Origin of the sequence: Bradyrhizobium sp. BTAi1 (assembly GCF_000015165.1) — a bacterium.
Lineage (GTDB): Bacteria > Pseudomonadota > Alphaproteobacteria > Rhizobiales > Xanthobacteraceae > Bradyrhizobium > Bradyrhizobium denitrificans.
Window position 1 is genome coordinate 3,500,663 of sequence record NC_009485.1, and the last position, 18,000, is coordinate 3,518,662.

The 18,000-nt window shown below is 63.5% G+C and carries 18 protein-coding genes; 13 read left to right on the top strand and 5 right to left on the bottom strand.

All coding sequences use genetic code 11. The annotated features are described in order from the left end of the window. Positions 1 to 145: 145 nt before the first annotated feature. On the bottom strand, positions 146 to 403 hold the full coding sequence (locus tag BBTA_RS15640) for a helix-turn-helix domain-containing protein (protein WP_041750670.1): 258 nt from the start codon (positions 401 to 403) through the stop codon (positions 146 to 148). 177 nt (positions 404 to 580) lie between these two features. Between BBTA_RS15640 and BBTA_RS15645 the strand changes: the two genes are divergently transcribed. The 13 genes from BBTA_RS15645 (at position 581) to BBTA_RS15710 (ending at position 12,831) form a co-directional block, all read left to right on the top strand. Further along, positions 581 to 859: a DNA -binding domain-containing protein gene (locus BBTA_RS15645; protein ID WP_012043457.1), complete on the top strand. Its 279-nt coding sequence runs from the start codon at positions 581 to 583 to the stop codon at positions 857 to 859. Positions 860 to 1,026: 167 nt separating this feature from the next. After that, positions 1,027 to 1,215, top strand: a complete 189-nt coding sequence (locus BBTA_RS41325; protein WP_012043458.1) for a transcriptional regulator domain-containing protein — start codon at positions 1,027 to 1,029, stop codon at positions 1,213 to 1,215. 58 nt (positions 1,216 to 1,273) lie between these two features. Continuing rightward, positions 1,274 to 1,795 carry a DUF2285 domain-containing protein gene (locus BBTA_RS15650; protein WP_012043459.1) on the top strand — a complete coding sequence of 174 codons (522 nt, stop codon included), beginning with the start codon at positions 1,274 to 1,276 and terminating at the stop codon, positions 1,793 to 1,795. Between the two features lie 134 nt (positions 1,796 to 1,929). Next, positions 1,930 to 2,232, top strand: a complete 303-nt coding sequence (locus BBTA_RS15660; RefSeq protein WP_012043460.1) for an AlpA family transcriptional regulator — start codon at positions 1,930 to 1,932, stop codon at positions 2,230 to 2,232. Positions 2,233 to 2,234: 2 nt separating this feature from the next. After that, positions 2,235 to 3,116, top strand: a complete 882-nt coding sequence (locus BBTA_RS15665) for a replication initiator protein A (RefSeq protein WP_012043461.1) — start codon at positions 2,235 to 2,237, stop codon at positions 3,114 to 3,116. A gap of 313 nt (positions 3,117 to 3,429) precedes the next feature. Then, positions 3,430 to 3,894, top strand: a complete 465-nt coding sequence (locus BBTA_RS15670) for a DUF2840 domain-containing protein (RefSeq protein WP_041750672.1) — start codon at positions 3,430 to 3,432, stop codon at positions 3,892 to 3,894. Then, positions 3,891 to 4,406: a S26 family signal peptidase gene (locus BBTA_RS15675; RefSeq protein ID WP_012043463.1), complete on the top strand. Its 516-nt coding sequence runs from the start codon at positions 3,891 to 3,893 to the stop codon at positions 4,404 to 4,406. The genes BBTA_RS15670 and BBTA_RS15675 overlap by 4 nt, the downstream gene beginning before the upstream one ends. A 239-nt stretch (positions 4,407 to 4,645) precedes the next feature. Further along, complete coding sequence (locus BBTA_RS41795) at positions 4,646 to 5,239, top strand: lytic transglycosylase domain-containing protein (protein ID WP_371260197.1); 594 nt, start codon at positions 4,646 to 4,648, stop codon at positions 5,237 to 5,239. Positions 5,240 to 5,485: 246 nt separating this feature from the next. After that, positions 5,486 to 7,237 carry a DUF3363 domain-containing protein gene (locus tag BBTA_RS15685; protein ID WP_012043465.1) on the top strand — a complete coding sequence of 584 codons (1,752 nt, stop codon included), beginning with the start codon at positions 5,486 to 5,488 and terminating at the stop codon, positions 7,235 to 7,237. A gap of 155 nt (positions 7,238 to 7,392) precedes the next feature. Further along, positions 7,393 to 8,337, top strand: a complete 945-nt coding sequence (locus tag BBTA_RS15690) for an alpha/beta fold hydrolase (protein WP_012043466.1) — start codon at positions 7,393 to 7,395, stop codon at positions 8,335 to 8,337. Positions 8,338 to 8,414: 77 nt separating this feature from the next. Next, complete coding sequence (locus BBTA_RS15700; protein ID WP_148221447.1) at positions 8,415 to 10,226, top strand: MFS transporter; 1,812 nt, start codon at positions 8,415 to 8,417, stop codon at positions 10,224 to 10,226. A gap of 157 nt (positions 10,227 to 10,383) precedes the next feature. After that, positions 10,384 to 12,384, top strand: coding sequence for a conjugal transfer protein TraG (locus BBTA_RS15705; protein ID WP_012043469.1), 2,001 nt, complete (start codon positions 10,384 to 10,386; stop codon positions 12,382 to 12,384). A 12-nt stretch (positions 12,385 to 12,396) separates the two neighbouring features. Continuing rightward, a complete protein-coding gene (locus tag BBTA_RS15710; protein WP_041750674.1) occupies positions 12,397 to 12,831 on the top strand; it encodes a hypothetical protein in 435 nt (144 codons plus the stop codon). Here the strand turns inward: BBTA_RS15710 and BBTA_RS15715 are convergent. The 4 genes from BBTA_RS15715 to BBTA_RS15730 form a co-directional block, all read right to left on the bottom strand. Further along, on the bottom strand, positions 12,828 to 13,874 hold the full coding sequence (locus tag BBTA_RS15715; protein WP_049795366.1) for a HoxN/HupN/NixA family nickel/cobalt transporter: 1,047 nt from the start codon (positions 13,872 to 13,874) through the stop codon (positions 12,828 to 12,830). The genes BBTA_RS15710 and BBTA_RS15715 overlap by 4 nt on opposite strands. 380 nt (positions 13,875 to 14,254) lie before the next feature. Next, the gene (locus BBTA_RS15720) at positions 14,255 to 15,730 is read right to left on the bottom strand and encodes a DUF3526 domain-containing protein (RefSeq protein WP_012043472.1); all 1,476 of its coding nucleotides are present in this window, start codon (positions 15,728 to 15,730) and stop codon (positions 14,255 to 14,257) included. A 15-nt stretch (positions 15,731 to 15,745) separates the two neighbouring features. Beyond that, the gene (locus BBTA_RS15725; RefSeq protein WP_012043473.1) at positions 15,746 to 17,143 is read right to left on the bottom strand and encodes an ABC transporter permease subunit; all 1,398 of its coding nucleotides are present in this window, start codon (positions 17,141 to 17,143) and stop codon (positions 15,746 to 15,748) included. A gap of 1 nt (position 17,144) precedes the next feature. Further along, positions 17,145 to 17,849 (bottom strand): ABC transporter ATP-binding protein, encoded by a 705-nt coding sequence (locus tag BBTA_RS15730; protein WP_041750675.1) that lies wholly within the window; start codon positions 17,847 to 17,849, stop codon positions 17,145 to 17,147. Positions 17,850 to 18,000: the final 151 nt, after the last annotated feature.

The following is an 18,000-nucleotide window of genomic DNA, read 5'->3' on the forward strand; positions in this document are numbered from 1 at the left end:
ATGGCTGGGGTGAGCGTCGCCTTGGTCCCCAAGTCCTTGTCCAGAACTGATGTCGAACTCCATCTGCCTCGGGAAAGCCGGGGCGTGATACTGCCAAAAACCGTGACGATCGATGACAGCGCCAAACTTTGGGCAAGCTTTGGCACTACCGGTTTGGGATACGGCGTGCTTTCTTCTTCTGATCGCCCGAGAGAGGCGGCGGCTTCAACAGGTCCGCCGGCTCGACCCCGAGACCACCAGCAAGAGCAGCGAGCACGTCGATGGAAACCGCATTGCGGCTTCGTTCGATCATGCTGATATAGGTCCGGTCGATCTCCGCGCGATGCGCAAGCTCCTCCTGCGACACACCTTTCGTTCGGCGCAGGTGCTTCAGATTGGTCGCCAGGATGTCTCGGATATTCATCTCCAAGACAGCACAGGCTTGTCGAGTATTTCACCACGGAGTATTTTCTACAATGAACCCCCAAGCGATTGAGTCCGTTGGCTAATGGTGCCCAGCGACGGGAAAGCGTAAGGCTCCCGCCACGCCTCTGCTCCCCCGAAATGAACGCCGCGTTTGCCCTTTTCAGGTTTGTGAACGATGTCCTTTCCACCGCTCGATCCCGATGTCGCGGACCACGCTCCGAGCGATCCCGTCCTGACGCCCTATGACGAGGAACACATCGTGACGTATCTCCGCATGCTCGATGCGGAGGCGGATGGCGCTGATTGGAAAGAGGTCGCCCATATCGTTCTCCATATCGATCCGGTCATGGAACCCGAGCGGGCCCGGCGCGCATTCGACAGCCATCTGGCGCGTGCGAAGTGGATGTCGGAGGAGGGTTACAACCACTTGCTACGTGGTCCTCACGAGACCTGACGTTGTGCAACCAATGCGGAACCCGATCGTTTCAAGCAATCGTGTAGTTGGTGGAGCGCGCAGCCTGCATCAAAGTACCGACGCGCTAAAAGAATCAGCACCGCAATCAGAAATGGCGCCATCATTCGGATATTCCGTGGCAGTCCTAACCTGATGAGGACAGCACGATGTCGGAATTCGATTGGCGCGCACCCAAGGCCTACGCGAACATGCATCGCGCGGACCGTCCAGGCCTGGCTTGGGAGTGTGTCCGCCGGTCTCCGAACTATCGGGCGCAATATTCCGCGACGACCCGTGCTGATCGTGATGATGCAGCGACGTTTCGGAGGCGCTGGGGGTTGATATTTCGCACCTGACCCCGCGCTCTCCTTTGATGCCCAGATCGTCTTCTGGGCGCCCGAACGCTCGTCGACGGTGCTCGCGCTGGCCGAGCTCGACAAGCGCTTCCCCGTCGTCACGCCGACGTTGAAGCTTCCGCCGTTGGCGCCACACCAGCTCCGGCTGGCGGCGGATGGCTGGCACGTGGTCGTCAGCCTCGGCGGCGTTCAGCATCGTCTGTGGTTGCAGACGAAGCCGCTGACGCGTGCGTCGTACACGGTGCTGCTGCCTTACGACCGTGAGTTCAAGGTACGGCACGAGGCGGCGGATCGTCTCTGGCGTGCGCTGAAAGGACGCCCGCTTGGTCCAACGTCGGACGGCTGGACGGAGCAGCGGCGCGCGCGCCTCGTGTTGACCCTGCGCGCGGTCGACGCTTGGCAGCAGGGTAACAACTATCGCGCCATCGCCGACGCTCTGTTCGGGGCTGGGCGCATTTCGGCGCGTAGCTGGAAAACGCACGATCTGCGCAGCCGCACCAGACGCCTCGTTCAATCCGGATTGTCGCTGATTCGCGGCGGCTATCTCCAGCTGCTGCGTCCGCGGCGCAAGGACGAATAGGATCGCGCAGGGGGGGGGGCCGAACATGACCCCCCTCGTCTTCGGCATCCTCCTTCGCGCTCCTACGCCTCCATCATGGCCGTCGACACGCAACGTCGCTCGATCGTTGCGCGAGGCTCTCCTGGAGGTGCAAAATGCCCGATCCCGTCGCCGGCTTGCCGCCGCGCTTTCTCCGAACGCCCGAAGCTGCGCGCTATCTCGGCCTGTCCGGCCGCACGCTAGAGAAGCACAGGACTTACGGCACCGGTCCGACCTATCGCAAGATCGGTGGTCGCGTCGTCTACGCGCTCGAAGACCTCAAGGCTTGGGCCGACCGCGGCACCAAGACCTCGACCGCCGATCCGGGGCAGGGCACCGTGCTGCCGGCCAAGAGGCATTCAGGCCTCGTGCGATACGCCGGCTATGAACCCCCTGCGCAGCGCTCGAGGGGGGCCTAGCAATGCGCGGCAGCTGGCGCGCCGAGCGCGAGCAGCTCGAGCTGTTTCGTGCGCTGCCGGGCGATCTCGCGCCTCGCGACGCGCAGGATCTGATGGCCTATCCGTTCTTCTCGCTTGCCAAGAGCAGGCGCGTCGTTCCGATCGATTTTCGCGCAGGGACAATCACGATCCGCGTCGAGGCGGTCCCGGAGCACGGGATGGCGACGATCTGGGACGCGGACGTGCTGATTTGGGCGGCGTCGCAGATCGTCGAAGCGCGCGATGCGGGCCTGAGAACCTCGCGTTTGATGGCGGCGACGCCGCACGAGATCCTGACCTTCGTCGGACGCGGGACCGGCGCGCGCGATTACGATCGTCTCAAGGCCGGACTGGATCGCCTGCAGGCGACGACCGTGCTGACGTCGATCCGCCAGCTCACGGAACGGCGGCGGCATCGTTTCTCCTGGATCAACGAATGGCGGGAGACGGCGGATGCCCATGGCAAGCCCTCCGGTCTGCAGCTGATCCTACCGGACTGGTTCTATTCGGGCGTTCTCGACAACGCGCTCGTCCTCACGATCGACCGCGCGTATTTCGATCTGAGGGGTGGACTCGAGCGGTGGCTTTATCGGCTTGTTCGCAAGCATGGCGGGCGCCAGCAGGGCGGCTGGAGCTTCGACGTCGCGCATCTGCACGCCAAGTCGGGCAGTCTGTCGCCGCTGAAGCATTTTGCCTACGACCTGCGTGACATCGTCCGCCGTCAGACGCTGCCCGGCTACCGGCTCGCCATCGAGCCCGGATTGCGAGACCGGGAGCGGCTCTCCTTTGCTCCCGTTCCCGAAGACCCGTTCGCTGCGCGTCTGCGCAAGCGCGGCATCAGCACGGCCTCTGGGGAAAACCTGTGAATCAGCTCGTGCTATCGGGGACCAGAACCCTCGTGCTATCGGGGACCGGATCCTCGTGCTATCGGGGACCGAAATCGGTCAAAACCGATGGCAGCTCAATTGCTTGGGTGGCCCTTAACTTTACTAACAAGGAATCCTTCGGATTCCTTCTAACGGACAGCGCGTTTCGCACGCCTGGTGATGACCAAGGCGCGCAGCCTTTGCGCGGCGCCCTCAAGCTCGATCGGGACCTGAACCCTAGGCGCGGCTGCACGGTCCTGCCGGCCGTCCGGGATTGGGCAGATCAGTCCATCTGCTCTCGCCGGAGGGCGGCATGAGCGACCTCACACAGGTGGAGTTGCTCTGGCTCGAGAAGCGGATCGAGAACTGGATTCGCTTCGGCCATGCGGTCGAAGAGACCATCATCGACAAGCGCCGGCGCGTTCTGTCCTTTGCTCCTGGCGCCATCTTCGCTTTCGTGCGGTGGGCATCCAACGACTTCGGAACGGTCGTATCGCGCATCGAGATCGTCAGGGCGGTCGCGCCGGGACAGGCATACACCACCGTGCCATTCGTCCGCCCCGGCGGCGAGATCCTGTTGCGGCTTGCCGGTTGGTCCAGAGTCGAAGCCGTGTTGCAGCGGATCGACAGGGTGGAGGCGCTCGGTATCGATCCAGCCGAGGCCGCGCCTGACTACTGGCAGCACGTTCACAACCGCCTGTCCGCTTACGACGTGCCGCGCGACTACACGCGCGGACGGCATCAGGCGTGGCTGCACCGGCGGAGGTTTGCGCGATGACGACAGATGCTGTGCTTCGTCTTGCGCTCATCGGAGTGGCTGCCATCGCCGTGTCGGCCGTGCCGCAGTCGTCGACCGTCCGCTTTGTCTGGAACCTCTCTGCAAGCGTCCCGACGGGCCTCTACCGGCTGCGCCCCAGCGGCGATCGCTCCATTGGCGAGATCGTTGCGGTGCAGCCGCCGCAGCCGATCGCCGATTTCCTGGCGAGCCGAGGCTACCTGCCGCGCGGCGTACCGATGATGAAGCATGTCGCGGCGCTGCCCGGGCAGGTCGTCTGCAGGCACGGACTCGCGATTCTCATCGACGCGGTCGAGGTGGGGCAGGCGCAAGAGCGTGATAGCCGGGGGCGGCCACTGCCGGTGTGGCAGGGCTGCCGAACGCTCAGCAAAGATGAAGCTTTTCTGATGAACACGCGCTCGGCGATCTCCCTCGATGGGCGATATTTCGGCGTGCTGCCGGTGTCCGCCATCGTCGGTCACGCCGAGCCGCTGTGGGTGGGTGGGGAGGAGTGACGATGCACGACGGTCGCCGGCCCTTCGGTGCTCGTTCGATCGCTCAGACCTCCGCTGGCTCGTTCGTCGCGGCCGCTTCTCGCGTCGTCGCTACGCAAGTCCGGAGGCACGGGCAGAGCGTTATCATCGCTGCAGTCCTCGCATGGTCGATTGTCGCCGGCGCGACAGCACAGGCCTCCCCGTCGTCCTCCCGTCTGCACGTCGTGAGCACGTCCTCTGTTGACACATTTGCAGGTTCTGTGAGCGAAGCTGCGCATCGGTTCGATATTCCCGAGCGCTGGATCTATGCCGTCATGCGCGCTGAAAGCGGCGGTGATCGGCGGGCTCGCTCGTCAAAGGGCGCCGTCGGCCTGATGCAGATCATGCCGGAGACCTGGCGCGATTTGCGCGCCCGCTACGGCCTTGGGGCTGATCCCTTCGATCCTCACGACAACGTTCTGGCGGGCGCAGCCTATCTTCGCGAGCTGCACGACCGTTATGGATCGCCTGGGTTCCTCGCAGCCTACAATGCGGGTCCCGGGCGGTATGAACGTCATCTGGCAACGGGCCGGCCGCTGCCGGACGAAACCCGAGCCTACGTCGCGAAGCTTTCGTCCGCCGTCGGCGGTGTGCAAGCCCAACGGCCTGTCGATGTCTCCCGAGCGGCAGCGTTCTCGCTTGCGGATTTGTTCGCCCCGCGCGGTTCGCAACGCATGGCCGACGATCATCCGAGTGTAACTGGCAAGCGCTCGGTCAGATCATTGCGTGTCGCTCGCCGCGGCAATCTTTCGTCGCTTCTACCGCGGCCGCATGCGTTGTTTGCTCGGCATGCCGGCGGAAATCTCTGGCGATGAGCGGACTCACCCTTCTTCGCGGCCTGTCGCGGATCATCGCATGTTGGAGAGGAAACAGGTGAAGCCCGGAAAGCTCGACCACGGATTGCGAGATAAAAGCGCCGACGGCCGTCGGGCGCATGTGGTTGGTTGGATTCGTGTTTCAGTCCTGATGCAGATAAGGCCGGCTGGCGCTTCCCCGCGAAAGCATCGGCAAATCAATCAAGCGAGCGCCGTCGGCCAAGCCGGCCTGTCGCCGAGGTCGACATGAGCCGGGACGAGAGCGACTTCCGCGTTCGTCCCGGTCGGATCAGGAACGGTGGCCGTGGCCCGGCCAAGCCGAAGAGCTTTGTTGGCCAGGTCATGCGGGCTGCGAGGAAGGCTGGTCACACGGGCAAAGGCTTTGGCCGGGAGGGACGAAGGGCCGGGGCGCGGTTCGGGCGCGGGCGGTCTGCTGCGCTGGCATTGTCGCTGCGCTCGCCGACGCGCCGGGTCGTGATCAAGGCGCGCGTGGTCCGGCATCGCGGGACAAAGTTCCGGTCTGCGCCGCTTGCCAAGCATGTGAGTTATCTCAAGCGTGAGGGCGTCACGCGCGACGGCGCGGATGCCACGATGTTCGATGCGCGATCGGACCAGGCCGATGTGCGGGCGTTCGCTGCCAGCGTCGAGAGCGACCGCCATCATTTCCGCTTCATTGTCTCGCCGGAGGATGCCGCTGAGATGCAGGATCTGCGTGCCTTCACCCGCGAGCTGATGCGCGATGCCGAGCGCGATCTCGGGACGCGGCTGGAGTGGATCGCGGTCGACCATTGGAACACGGACAATCCGCACGTCCATGTTCTCGTGCGCGGCCGCAGCGATGACGGCCAGGATCTCGTCATCAGCCGCGACTATATCAGCCGTGGATTTCGCGAGCGGGCAGCGGAGCGTGTCGGTCTTGAGCTCGGCCCGCGCAGCGAGCACGAGATCAAGTCGGCTCTGGAACGCGAGGTCGATGCCGAGCACTGGACCGGGCTCGATCGTGCGCTTCGCGCTGTGGCCGATGAGGGAGCTGGCGTCGCGGATCTTCGCCTGGTGACGGGCCGCGAAGATCCGGAGCTGCGAAGGCTGATGACGGGCAGGGCGGCCCGGCTGGAACGTCTTGGTCTGGCCGAGCAGATCGCGCCGGGGCGTTGGACACTGAAAGCTGGTCTGGAGGACGGCTTGCGTGATCTCGCGATCCGCGGCGATATCATCAAAACCATGCACCGGGCTATCGCCGGCTTCGGCCGGGAGCCTGATGTCACGGGCTTTGCGCTGCATGGTGACCAGCCGGCCGATCCGGTGCTCGGGCGCCTCGTGGCGCGTGGCCTCCATGACGAGCTCAACGGCTCGGCCTATGCCATCGTAGAAGGCATCGATGGTCGAACCCATCATCTCAAATTCGCTGATCTCGAGCTGACCGGCGATGCTCAGCTGGGAGCAATCGTCGAGGCGCGCGTGTATGACGATGCGCAGGGTCGCAAGCGGCTGTCGCTGGCGACACGATCGGATCTCGCCCTCGACGCTCAGGTGAGCGCGGATGGTGCGACATGGCTCGACCGGCAATTGCTGGCGCGCGAGCCTGTTGCTGCTGCCGGCGGCTTCGGGGCGGACGTCCGGGCCGCCATGGAACGCCGGATCGATCATCTGGCCGCTGAGGGTCTCGCTCGTCGGCAAGGGCAGCAGGTCGTGTTCGCGCGCGATCTGCTCACCACCCTGCGCCAGCGCGAGCTGAATGCCGCCGCATCCAGGATTTCGGCCGAGACGGCGCTGGCCTACCGGCCGATCGGCGAAGGCGATCCGATCGCGGGCATCTACCGTCAGCGCGTGACCTTGGCGTCCGGTCGCTTCGCCATGATCGACGACGGGCTCGGCTTTCAGCTCGTGCCTTGGCGTCCGGCACTTGAACAGCAACTCGGGCGCGAGGTGCGCGGGATCGCCATCAGCGGCGGCGGCGTGAACTGGAGTTTTGGACGCAAGCTAGGCATCGGCCTCTGATCGCCCTTGAGACATCGAAATGACATGGGGCTGACCACCAGGCAGGCTTGGACACCCCGGTTATTCCGCGAGATTCTGCGCAAGACTACGACGAGCATCGTTGAGGCATTGCCTCGCGTGTATCTCGTCGGTTCCTTCGTCCCACGAGCGCGGATATGCAACGGGGGACGATCGCGATGCCGTATGTCGATGCCGGCGGGGTCAAGCTCTATGTCGAGGAAACCGGCCAGGGCCGTCCGATCATCTTTGCTCACGAGTTCGGCTCCGATCTGCGGAGCTGGGATGGTCAAGTCCGTCACTTCGCGAAAAGCCACCGCTGCATCGTCTATAACGCACGGGGCTACCCGCCCAGCGATGTTCCCGAGGATGCCGCGCTGTACGGCTGGGAGCATGCGGTCGGCGACATCGATGCGGTGATGCGCGGACTTGGGATCGACCGGGCTCATCTGGTCGGGGCCAGCATGGGCGCCTATGCCGCTCTGCAGTTCGGACTGCGATACCCAGGACGGGTCAGCGCCATCGTTGCCGCAGCCGCGGGATCGGGCTGTTCGCCGTCGCAGCGCGAGCAATGGCTGAAGCAGACATCAACGCTGGCTCGGTCGTTCATCGATCGCGGTCTGGATGTGACGGCGAACAGGATCGCGCACAGTCCGACGCGCATTCAGCTCAAGCACAAGAATCCCCGGGCGTGGCGGGAGTTCGCGGACCGGCTCGGGCGGTTGTCCGCACGGGGACTGTCGACGACCATGGTCCGCTATCAGATGTTGCGTCCGTCGCTGCACGACTTCAGGGCCAGCTTGGCGGCATTGGCGATCCCGGTGTTGCTCGCTGTCGGTGACGAGGACACGCGTTGTCTCGACACCAACCTGATGCTGAAGGCATGCCTGCCCGATGCCGGCCTTTGGATCTGTCCGAACACGGGCCACACCATCAATCTGGAAGAGCCTGCCGCCTTCAACGCGCAAGTTGAGGGCTTCTTCGATGCCGTCGAACGCGGCTGCTGGCGTCGTGGATATTCCACATCCAAACAGCGTCCCCGAAATCTCGACGCCGAGCAGGCAGGCCCACCGATCTCCTTGGCCCAGCGCCGAATGCGGTGAGCCGTCGACGGCTCACCGCAATCTGTGGGCGCTGCTGCTCATCCTTCGATCCCACTCAGTCCTCTCCGCGTGGCAATATGAAATCCAGGATCGGCGTTTATCTCTCCCAGGACGTCGCGGCACGCTTGGCCGTCGCCGTCGCGGTTCAGCGCCCGGGCCAGTCGAGGTCCGCGCTCGTGGAAGCCGCTCTTGATCGCTATCTGGGTCCCGACCAAGAAGATGGAGAGTCCTTGCGCGATTGTATCGGCCTCATGAACCGGCAGCTGGAGCAGCTGGCGGCTGATGTCAGGCTCGTCAGCGAGGCTGTCGCGCTCCAGGCGCGCTTTCAGTTTGCCATGGCTCCACGCCTCCCGGCTGCTGCCTTGCACGAAGCTTGCCAGCGGGGGGCCGAACGCTTCGACGAGTTCGCGGCGCAGGTCTCCACCCGCGTTCATCAGGGTCGCTCTTTGATTGGGGAGACGCTGGAACGGCTCAGCGCGGTAGTCCAGAGCGGGCCGGAAGATGATTCCGAGGAGACGGCGCGCTCGCAATTCAGCGCCGGATCCGTTGCCGCTGATCGCGATGTCACGCGTTCGGCAGGCGATTTGCAGGCCCATGCGATGTCGCGCCAGGCGCGCACAGGCCAAATGTCCATGTGGCAGCTGACCCTCAGGGTGTTTCTGCCATTCGTGGGCGCCTACTATCTGTCGTTTCTGTTCCGAACCATCAATGCGACGATCGCAGGCTCGCTCGCCACCGAATTCGGCCTCAGCGCCGGCAATCTCGGTCTGTTGACGTCGGTCTACTTCCTGACCTTCGCTGTAGCCCAGATCCCGATTGGCATTCTCCTGGATCGATATGGTCCGCGGCTCGTTCAGAGTGCGGTGCTGTTAGCCGCGGCCGCTGGCGCGGCGCTGTTTGCGGTCTCGGATCACTTCCTGCTCCTCCTTGCCGGCCGCGCCCTGATCGGCCTCGGCGTCGCCGCCGCAATGACGTCCGGCCTGAAGGCACTGTTGCTCTGGTTTCCGGGCGAGCGGGTGCCGTTGCTCAATGGCATCATGATCATGATAGCAGCCTCGGGAGCGGTCACTGCGACGCTGCCGGCGGACTGGCTGGTCGCCTCGATCGGCTGGCGCGGATTGTTCAATCTTCTCGCGTTCGGATCCCTTGGCTGCTCGCTGCTGATCTTTCTGATCGTGCCGAAGGTCGTGCCGGCATCGCCATCTGCTTCAGGTGCGGCCAAGATCGGCCTGAAGACCATTTACGCTGACCCCCGCTTCTGGCGGCTAGCGCCGCTTTCGGCCACCTGCATCGGAACCGCCTGGTCGCTCCAGGGGCTTTGGGCTGCATCATGGTTCAATGATGTCGAAAGCCTCGGCCGGCCGGCATTGCTGCAGAACCTCTTGATGATGGCGATTGCCTTGAGCGTTGGCGCGCTCCTGCTCGGCGTCGTCGCCGATCGGTTGCGTCGTCGGGGCATCGGGCCTGGTCAGTTGCTGTCGTCCGTTGCGATCCTATTCATCGCCGCGCAATCGGCGCTGATCGCGCGCCTGCCGCTACCATCGTGCATCTCCTGGGTCTTCATTGCGTCCGTCGGTGCGGCGACCGTGCTGAGCTACGCCGTCTTGGCAGAGTACTTCCCGAAGGAGGTCGCTGGACGGGCCAATGCGGCGCTCAACGTGTTCCACATCGGAGGCGCGTTCGCCTTGCAATGCTTGACGGGACTCGTGGTGCAGCTCTGGCCGGCGGTCGGCGGTCACTATCCAGCAATCGCGTACCAGGCAGCTTTCGGCGTGAACGTCGCTCTCCAGATCTCGGCTGCGATCTGGTTCACGCTTCCGTCCCGAGCGAGCGCTGAGAGCCGGGAGGAGTACCAACAATTCGTTGAGCGGGATCTGCGGCGTGCTTGACAGCATTGGGAGGGACCTTCTGCACGAGGTATTGCCAAGGGCCGGTCTGCTGCAGTCATCGCCTGTCGAGCATCGAGTGATGCGTCGAACGAGGCGGCCGTTCGCCGACCGTTCGTGGCCGCCTTCGTCCGGCGTTCTGGGCGTCTGACCTGCCCTCATGCCTGGCACGCGAATCCTCTGGGGGCAGATCACAGCGGTCGTCACGATCGTGCTTGTCACGATGTGGGCCGCGACGCAGTGGACGGCGTGGCGGCTGGGGTATCAACCGCAGCTTGGGCAGCCCTGGTTCGAGCTGGCGTGGGGTATGCCGATTTATTTCCCGCCTTCGTTTTTATGGTGGTGGTTTGCGTATGACGCCTATGCGCCCGAGGTGTTCGCCGAGGGAGGTCTGATTGCGGCGTTCGGCGGTGTGGCCTCGATCGCGGTTGCGTTCGGCATGTCGGTGTGGCGGGCGCGTGAGCCCGCCGATGTCGTCACCTACGGGTCCGCGCGATGGGCGACGCTGAAGGAGATCTCCGCTGCCGGGCTGCAGGGGCCGGACGGCGTGGTGCTGGGACGGTACGCGGATCAGTACCTTCGTCATGACGGTCCGGAGCATGTGCTGTGTTTCGCGCCGACCCGCTCGGGCAAGGGCGTTGGCCTGGTAGTGCCGACCCTGCTGACGTGGTCGGGTAGTTGCATCGTGCACGACATCAAGGGCGAGAACTGGCAACTGACGGCGGGCTTTCGAGCGCCGCATGGCCGGGTGCTGCTGTTCGATCCGACCAATGCGCGATCGGCGGCCTACAATCCGCTGCTCGAGGTGAGGCGAGGGGAGTGGGAGGTCCGCGACGTCCAGAATGTCGCCGACGTCCTGGTCGATCCTGAAGGGTCGCTGGAGCGGCGCAATCATTGGGAGAAGACGAGCCACGCACTACTGGTCGGGGCCATTCTCCATGTGCTTTACGCGGAAGCTGACAAGACGCTGGCGGGGGTCGCCAACTTCCTCTCCGATCCAAAGCGGCCGATCGATGTCACTCTGCGCGCGATGATGACCACGGCGCATCTGGGGGACGCCGGGCCGCACCCTGTGATCGCATCCGCCGCCCGCGAGCTCCTGAACAAGAGCGAAAACGAACGCTCGGGCGTGCTCTCGACCGCGATGTCGTTTCTCGGTTTGTATCGAGATCCGGTGGTAGCGCAGGTGACGCGCCGTTGCGACTGGCGGATCCGTGATCTCGTCGCTGGCGAGCATCCGACCACGCTCTATCTCGTGGTGCCGCCCTCCGACATCAGCCGGACCAAGCCGCTGGTGCGGCTGATCCTCAACCAGATCGGCCGCCGACTGACCGAGGATCTGCAGGCCCACGGGCGGCGCCACCGGCTGCTTCTGATGCTCGACGAATTCCCGGCACTCGGCCGGCTCGACTTCTTCGAGTCCGCGCTCGCCTTCATGGCTGGTTACGGCCTCAAGAGCTTCTTGATCGCGCAATCGCTCAATCAGATCGAGAAGGCCTACGGGGCCAATAACGCCATCCTCGACAATTGTCATGTGCGGGTGTCGTTTGCGACCAATGACGAGCGTACCGCCAAGCGTGTGTCGGACGCGCTGGGGACCGCCACCGAGATGCGGGCGATGAAGAACTATGCCGGCCATCGACTGAGCCCTTGGCTGGGACATCTCATGGTGTCACGCCAGGAGACGGCGCGTCCCTTGCTCACGCCGGGAGAGGTGATGCAGCTGCCGGCTGATGATGAGTTGGTGCTGGTCTCCGGTGTTCCGCCGATCCGCGGCAAGAAGGCCCGGTATTTCGCAGATCCGCGGCTGGTCGATCGGGTGTTGCCACCTCCCAATCCGGTTTTGACGGATCAGGACGGCGACGCAGCAGCGGATGATTGGAGCAGGCTGCCGCCGATCGCTCGGACTATCGCAGCAAAAGAGCAGGGGAGGCCGGCTGCGCTGGATGCAGCCGGTGACGCCGCGAATGCCGGGATCCGGAGGGAGCCCGAGCTTCCCGAGCATGAGGAGATCGTGCCGGAGCCGTCGCGGCCCGCGCAGGAGTTCAACTTTGACAGAGAAGTGGATGACGAGATGGTGCGCAACAGCGTGCTCCGTGACCAGCTTCGCGGCTTGCCGCGCCAGGCGGCGCTGGACCCGGACGATGGCCTTGGTCTGTAGAGGAGGCTCGTGATGCGGACCAAGCACACCTTTCGGCTGCCTCCAGACCTCGCAAGTCAGCTCGCTGATTACGCCGGCCGCAAGCGCGTGCCGCAGGCGCTCGTCGTTGAGACCGCGCTGACATCCTATCTGTCGCCTGACAATGCCGAGCGGATGGAGGCAGCGCTGGGGCGGCGTCTCGACCGACTGACCCGGCAGGTGGAGCGGCTCGAGCGTCACGTGACGATCGCCAACGAAGCGCTGGCGCTGTTCGTGCGGTTCTGGCTGACCGTCACCTCGCCGCTGCCGGATACGGCTCAAACCGCCGCGCAGGCCAAGGGCCGCGAGCGCTACGAGGGTTTCGTCGAGGCTCTTGGACGGCGATTAGCCAAAGGACAGACACTGGCCGCGGAAATCTCTCAGGACGTTGAGGCCAAGGATGCGAAATCAGACGAGCTTTCAGGTTAGGCCGTTTGATCCAGATGTCCGAGACGGAAGATGAGGACGGAAATCAGCCAGCCGATGACGAAGATGCCGATGATGAAATAGCCCATGACGCCGAAGTGCTGACTGATCTGATCGACCAAGGTCCACACCCCGCCATGAAGATCCCATTTGTCGGCTACGAGGCTAAGCGCCTCGATTCCGCCGATCAACAGCGCAACCACGACCGAAATCGAAGTCATCGTGAGATTGTAGTAGAGCTTACGGACTGGCTTCGTGAATGCCCACCCGTAGGCTTGGACCATGACGACCCCGTCTGTCGTATCGACGAGCGACATGCCCGCGGTAAACAGCGCCGGAAGAACGAGTATCGACCAGACGGGCAGTCCGGATGAGGCCTGTGTTGCAGACATTCCCAGCAGGCTCACTTCTGTCGCCGTATCGAAGCCCAGGCCGAACAACAATCCGAGAGGATACATGTGCCAGCTTTTCGTGATGACGGCGAAGAGCGACCGCAAGATCCGTGAGATTGCTCCTCGCCGCGTAAGCAGATCGTTGAGAGCATCGTCGGTCACGTGCTCGCCGCGTCGGATCGCGGAGAAGGCGCGGTAGATCGAGAATAGTATTGCTAGATTTGCGAGCGCGATGACGATCAGGAACGCTGCCGAAACGCCGGTCCCGATCAGTCCGCCAATCTCTTTAAACCAGCTGAATTTCGCGTCGAGCGCCGCAATCGAGCACGCCAACAGAACCGACGCGACGATGACGACTGTCGAGTGACCGAGGGCAAAGAAGAAGCCGGTCGAGATTGGACGTTTGCCCTCTTGCATCAGCTTTCGCGTGACGTTGTCGATCGCTGCGATGTGATCCGGATCGACGGCATGCCTGACTCCGAAGCTGTAGGCTAGGGAGGCCATGCCAAGCAGGACCGGCTGCCCGGCGAACTGGACGATGGCCCAGGTCCAAGCCATGACGTTCGCAGCAATGAGCGTCGCGTAAATGAGGACGATCTTGCGGGTCAGATTTTGGGGGCGGTCGTCGAAGATGTGTCCGATCGCGAGCGTCAATTGTGCAGTCCTGCTCCACCGCGCTTGGTCAAGGGAGCAGCGCGGCACACCCTCGGACTCCACAATAGCGGCGTCATTTCATCGATCCGTCATACTGTTCCCGCAGTATGAAGAATGTCAATGATTGTCATACTATCGTTGCTGGGATAGGATTTGCTGGAAGGTGCCGAGGCTGACAGCGGCGGGTGATCGCCGCCGAGCCCCGTCCGGAAACGCATCGCGTCAGCGATGGCTCATCGTGGGAAGCAGTCGCCCCTGAGTCCCACGCCAGAGCGCGCAATTCGTCAATTGTCGCATGGCGCGCGCCGTTTCCGGACGGGGCTTTGGATCGTGATCATCTCGCGACGGGTGGTCGGAGACGCAGCCGCAAACGAGAGCGGTTAGACGATCGGCTGGCGGGCCGCTTTGGTGACCACGAGCAATCCGAGCGCGATTACGAGGGCCAGGATCAGGGCGATGCGCGACCAGATCCGCTGGCGTGTCTCTGCTGCCGCAACTTCAGCCCATCGCCATTGCGGCAACAGAGCCAGATCATCCAGCGTCATCGCACGGTTGTCCGAAATCTTTGGGGCGAAGAAGCGGCGCCAGCCATCGTGAAATGCTTCCGTCTGGGTCTTGAAGGCGACGAAGCGGCGCGAGTCATTGCCAGCAACGGAATTTAGGGCCTCGTTGACGAGAATGGCGGGTGAAAGAAAGCCGATAATGTCGACGAGACGTTGCTGCGCGAGGAGTTGGCTGTCGAAACGCTTGAGCAGCGGTTCGATCTGCTCATCGACGCGCTGCTTGGCAAGGAAGAACGCGCGCATGCGCGACGGCACCTCGATCTGCCCGTTCTTCACCGACAGGGCTTCTGGGTCCGAGGCGTAACGATAGTCGGCGCTGTACAGATTTTCGTACTCGCGCAGAGCATCGGCGGTGACCACCCGCGTCCGGCTTGCAAGCTCGGTGCGCGACGGCGCCGGGCTGACCGCGTTCACGGCAAGGTTCATTGCAACGGGCAGGATGAGCACGAGGACCGTCCAGAGCGCGACCATGATCAGGGCGTTCTGCGACGACGGGCGGCCGAGAACGTTGACGAAGGCTGCGACCATAAACCAGAACAGCGTATAGCCGGCGATGAGCAGGGCCCACGACAGCATCAGAGCCATCGATGCGATCGTACGTGCCTCGGGAAAGATTGCGAGAAGGACGATCAACGGCAAGGGGATCGCCACGGCCAGAAGCGCGATCAGCCGTACGGTCACCTTGGCCGCCAGCAAAGTTGTAAGTGACAGTGGCTGTGAGCACAGCATGCGCAGCGTGCCCTGCTCGCGCTCCGCAGACAGCAGATTGTAGCCGAGGCCGATGACGAGAAGGGGCAGCACGAACACCACAACGAAGGCCAGATCGAAATGCCCGCTGAGAAGATTCCACGGGTTCTCGATCTCCGAGTCGTACATGAACTGCACCTTGCTCAGATAAGAGATGCGGTAATAATTTGGCATCATGTCGGACTGGCCGACTGCGAGTGCCGCCAGCGGTGCATTTGGCAGCACCGTATGCCGGCCGGCGAGTGTGCCGGCGAGAGCCGCGGGATTTGCGGGATTCGAGAACGGAACCAGCGCGTTCTTGCCCGCCAGGACAGATTGCAACGTATCGCGGTTCTTCTGCTGCGTCTCGCGCTCATGTGCCGTCACCTCGCCGATCATCCGCTCGCGCAGCGAGGCTTGCGCGATACCGACAAGCAGACCGCAGCCGACCATCAGTATCAGAACCGTGCACACCAGGGGCAGGGTGCGGTCTCTGAGAAGCGTGCGCGCCTCGTGACGGACGATGAGCCAGAAGTTCGCAACCGACCGAGATTGTGGAGAGATCATCGTCGATGGCTCGCACTATCGCATCAAGGGACGGGACACGGCACGGTGTGCCAGTCCGACAGCTACGCCGAACAGAACGGCCAAAAGGATGAGGCTTTGCCAATGATGCGCCAAGGCAAAGGACGCGCGCGGCAGCGAGTAATGAAACTGCGGCACGCTGGCCCACAGCTCCGGGCCGGCCTTATAAGTAAAGTGCGCATTCCCCAACGGATCCGCATGCTTGATCAGGTCGTCGCTGACGATGTCCTGGATCAGGCGACGGTGCGCCTCCGCAGCCGACGAGAAATCGCGGTGCTGTGTGAAGTCGGTGCCGGTCAGGCCCATCGAAAAGCTGCGAAGGGCGGTCACGGGGGCAACGATGCCGACCCAGCGTTGCATCCACTCCTGGCGCTCGAACGTGTCCCATAGCTTGCCGAAGGTCTGATCGAGGACGCCGTATCCGGCATGGTCGTCCACTCTCAGTGCAGCGCCCCATTTGCTCAGCGGAAGCGCGGCGTCCCATTGGGCGCGGACACCAAAATTGGCGGCCCACGCCTGATCTGCCGCCTCGCCAATCTCATGCGACAGGTGCTCGTCGAAGTCGAGGCGTGATGGCGTCGGATAGAGCAGGCTCGCGGCTTCAGAGGCGGCCCGGGGCGCGATCAACGTCGTTGCGACCCAGAATGCCAGCAGCAGCACGAGAGCCGCGCGTGACGAACGCACCAGAGCGGACACGGCAAGCGTGAGAAAAATATAGAAGCCGAGGTACAGACCGTAGGCGGCAAACAGCCAGGCGGTCCGGCACAGCACGTCGAGGCGGTCCGCGGCAGCGGCGCCCGTGAGCAGGATGAGCGACAGGACCGCGGCGGCCGGGAGAATGAGGAGGGCGATGCATCCGCCGAGCGCGGCCGCCTTTCCCAACAGCAGACTGCGGGGGGAGACACCGAGGCTCAGAAGCTGCCGCAGCGTGCCGCGTTCATATTCGCCGCTGATCGCGTTGAACCCGATCACGATGATCAACAGCGGCAGCAGCACCTGAAGCACCCAGGCCGGCGACAATTCGCCAAACCGCTGCAGTCCGGTGGCATCCTGCGCAGGCCGGAATTTCAGTTCGCTCTGGCGATGAGCCTGCAGCCATACCGTCGATCCGACATAGGGCTCGATGCCAGGGTCGAGGACCGACAAAGGGGGCTCTGGCTTGAAGACATGCATGCCCTGCTCGGCGGCATCATGCGGATGGCGCCTGCCCTGCTGGAGCCAGGCGTCATAATCGAGCGCCTGACCGGCGCTCCGCTCACTGTTGATCTGCGCATGACGCTGCCACCCTGCTGCGAGAGCGACTGCAAGCAACAGAAAAATCAGTCCGCCCGCCCACACCAGTCGTCCGTCACGCAGGATCTCGCGAGCGTCCTTGGCGGCAATGAATGCAAACACGTCAGTTCTTCATGTGCTTGAGATAGAGTGCTTCGAGGTCGGCGTGACTGACGTCCTCGCTCTTGAGCTCCTCGACGAGGCGTCCGCGCTTCATGATGCCGATGCGTGTGCCCGTCTGCTTGGCATGGAAGAGATCGTGTGTGGTGGTCAGCACCGCGACTCCCGACCTGCTCGCATTGATCAGCAGCTCCGAGAATTCGTTGGCCGCGGACGGATCGAGGCCGGAGGTCGGCTCGTCGAGAAGCAGGGCCTTGGCCTGCTTGGCGAGCGCAATCGCGATGCCGACCTTCTGGCGCATGCCCTTGGAATAGGTCGAGACACGGTCGTCGACGGACTGGCGGGGCAGTCCAGCGGCTTGAAGCAAAACAAGCAACTCCGACCGTGGCAAGCGATCGCCAGTCGCGAGCGACGAGAAGAAGGCGAGGTTCTCGACACCCGTCAGCGTCGCATAGAGGGTCACCTGCTCGGGGATGTAGGCCAGCAGGCGCTTGGTCTCGAGCGGAGATTGCGCGACATCGAGGCTGCCGATCGTGAGACGTCCTGATGACGGTTGGATGAAGTTCAGGAAAAGATTGATCAGCGTGGTCTTGCCCGCACCATTGGCCCCGAGCAGGCAATAGATATCACCGGGCGAAACGCTGAGCGTTACGCCGTCCAGGGCGGTCTTGTCACCGAATTGCTTCGTCACGTCGATCGCGTCGAGCATCGATGCTCTTTCCATTGCAGATCAAGGCATTCGGGATAACGAGGATCGGCGTACGACCCCGGGAGCGTCGAATGACCTATTCGGTTTTCCAGATCGCAGTATGATCTTTCAGTCTTGACATCATACTCGGTGAGTCTGATTAATCAAGAAG

What these genes read in the sequence shown, in the direction of transcription:
- BBTA_RS15640 (WP_041750670.1), bottom strand. Translation starts at nt 403, where the DNA reads ATGAATATCCGAGACATCCTGGCGACCAATCTGAAGCACCTGCGCCGA.
- BBTA_RS15645 (WP_012043457.1), top strand. Translation starts at nt 581, where the DNA reads ATGTCCTTTCCACCGCTCGATCCCGATGTCGCGGACCACGCTCCGAGC.
- BBTA_RS41325 (WP_012043458.1), top strand. Translation starts at nt 1,027, where the DNA reads ATGTCGGAATTCGATTGGCGCGCACCCAAGGCCTACGCGAACATGCAT.
- BBTA_RS15660 (WP_012043460.1), top strand. Translation starts at nt 1,930, where the DNA reads ATGCCCGATCCCGTCGCCGGCTTGCCGCCGCGCTTTCTCCGAACGCCC.
- BBTA_RS15665 (WP_012043461.1), top strand. Translation starts at nt 2,235, where the DNA reads ATGCGCGGCAGCTGGCGCGCCGAGCGCGAGCAGCTCGAGCTGTTTCGT.
- BBTA_RS15670 (WP_041750672.1), top strand. Translation starts at nt 3,430, where the DNA reads ATGAGCGACCTCACACAGGTGGAGTTGCTCTGGCTCGAGAAGCGGATC.
- BBTA_RS15675 (WP_012043463.1), top strand. Translation starts at nt 3,891, where the DNA reads ATGACGACAGATGCTGTGCTTCGTCTTGCGCTCATCGGAGTGGCTGCC.
- BBTA_RS15685 (WP_012043465.1), top strand. Translation starts at nt 5,486, where the DNA reads ATGAGCCGGGACGAGAGCGACTTCCGCGTTCGTCCCGGTCGGATCAGG.
- BBTA_RS15690 (WP_012043466.1), top strand. Translation starts at nt 7,393, where the DNA reads ATGCAACGGGGGACGATCGCGATGCCGTATGTCGATGCCGGCGGGGTC.
- BBTA_RS15700 (WP_148221447.1), top strand. Translation starts at nt 8,415, where the DNA reads ATGAAATCCAGGATCGGCGTTTATCTCTCCCAGGACGTCGCGGCACGC.
- BBTA_RS15705 (WP_012043469.1), top strand. Translation starts at nt 10,384, where the DNA reads ATGCCTGGCACGCGAATCCTCTGGGGGCAGATCACAGCGGTCGTCACG.
- BBTA_RS15710 (WP_041750674.1), top strand. Translation starts at nt 12,397, where the DNA reads ATGCGGACCAAGCACACCTTTCGGCTGCCTCCAGACCTCGCAAGTCAG.
- BBTA_RS15720 (WP_012043472.1), bottom strand. Translation starts at nt 15,730, where the DNA reads ATGATCTCTCCACAATCTCGGTCGGTTGCGAACTTCTGGCTCATCGTC.
- BBTA_RS15730 (WP_041750675.1), bottom strand. Translation starts at nt 17,849, where the DNA reads ATGCTCGACGCGATCGACGTGACGAAGCAATTCGGTGACAAGACCGCC.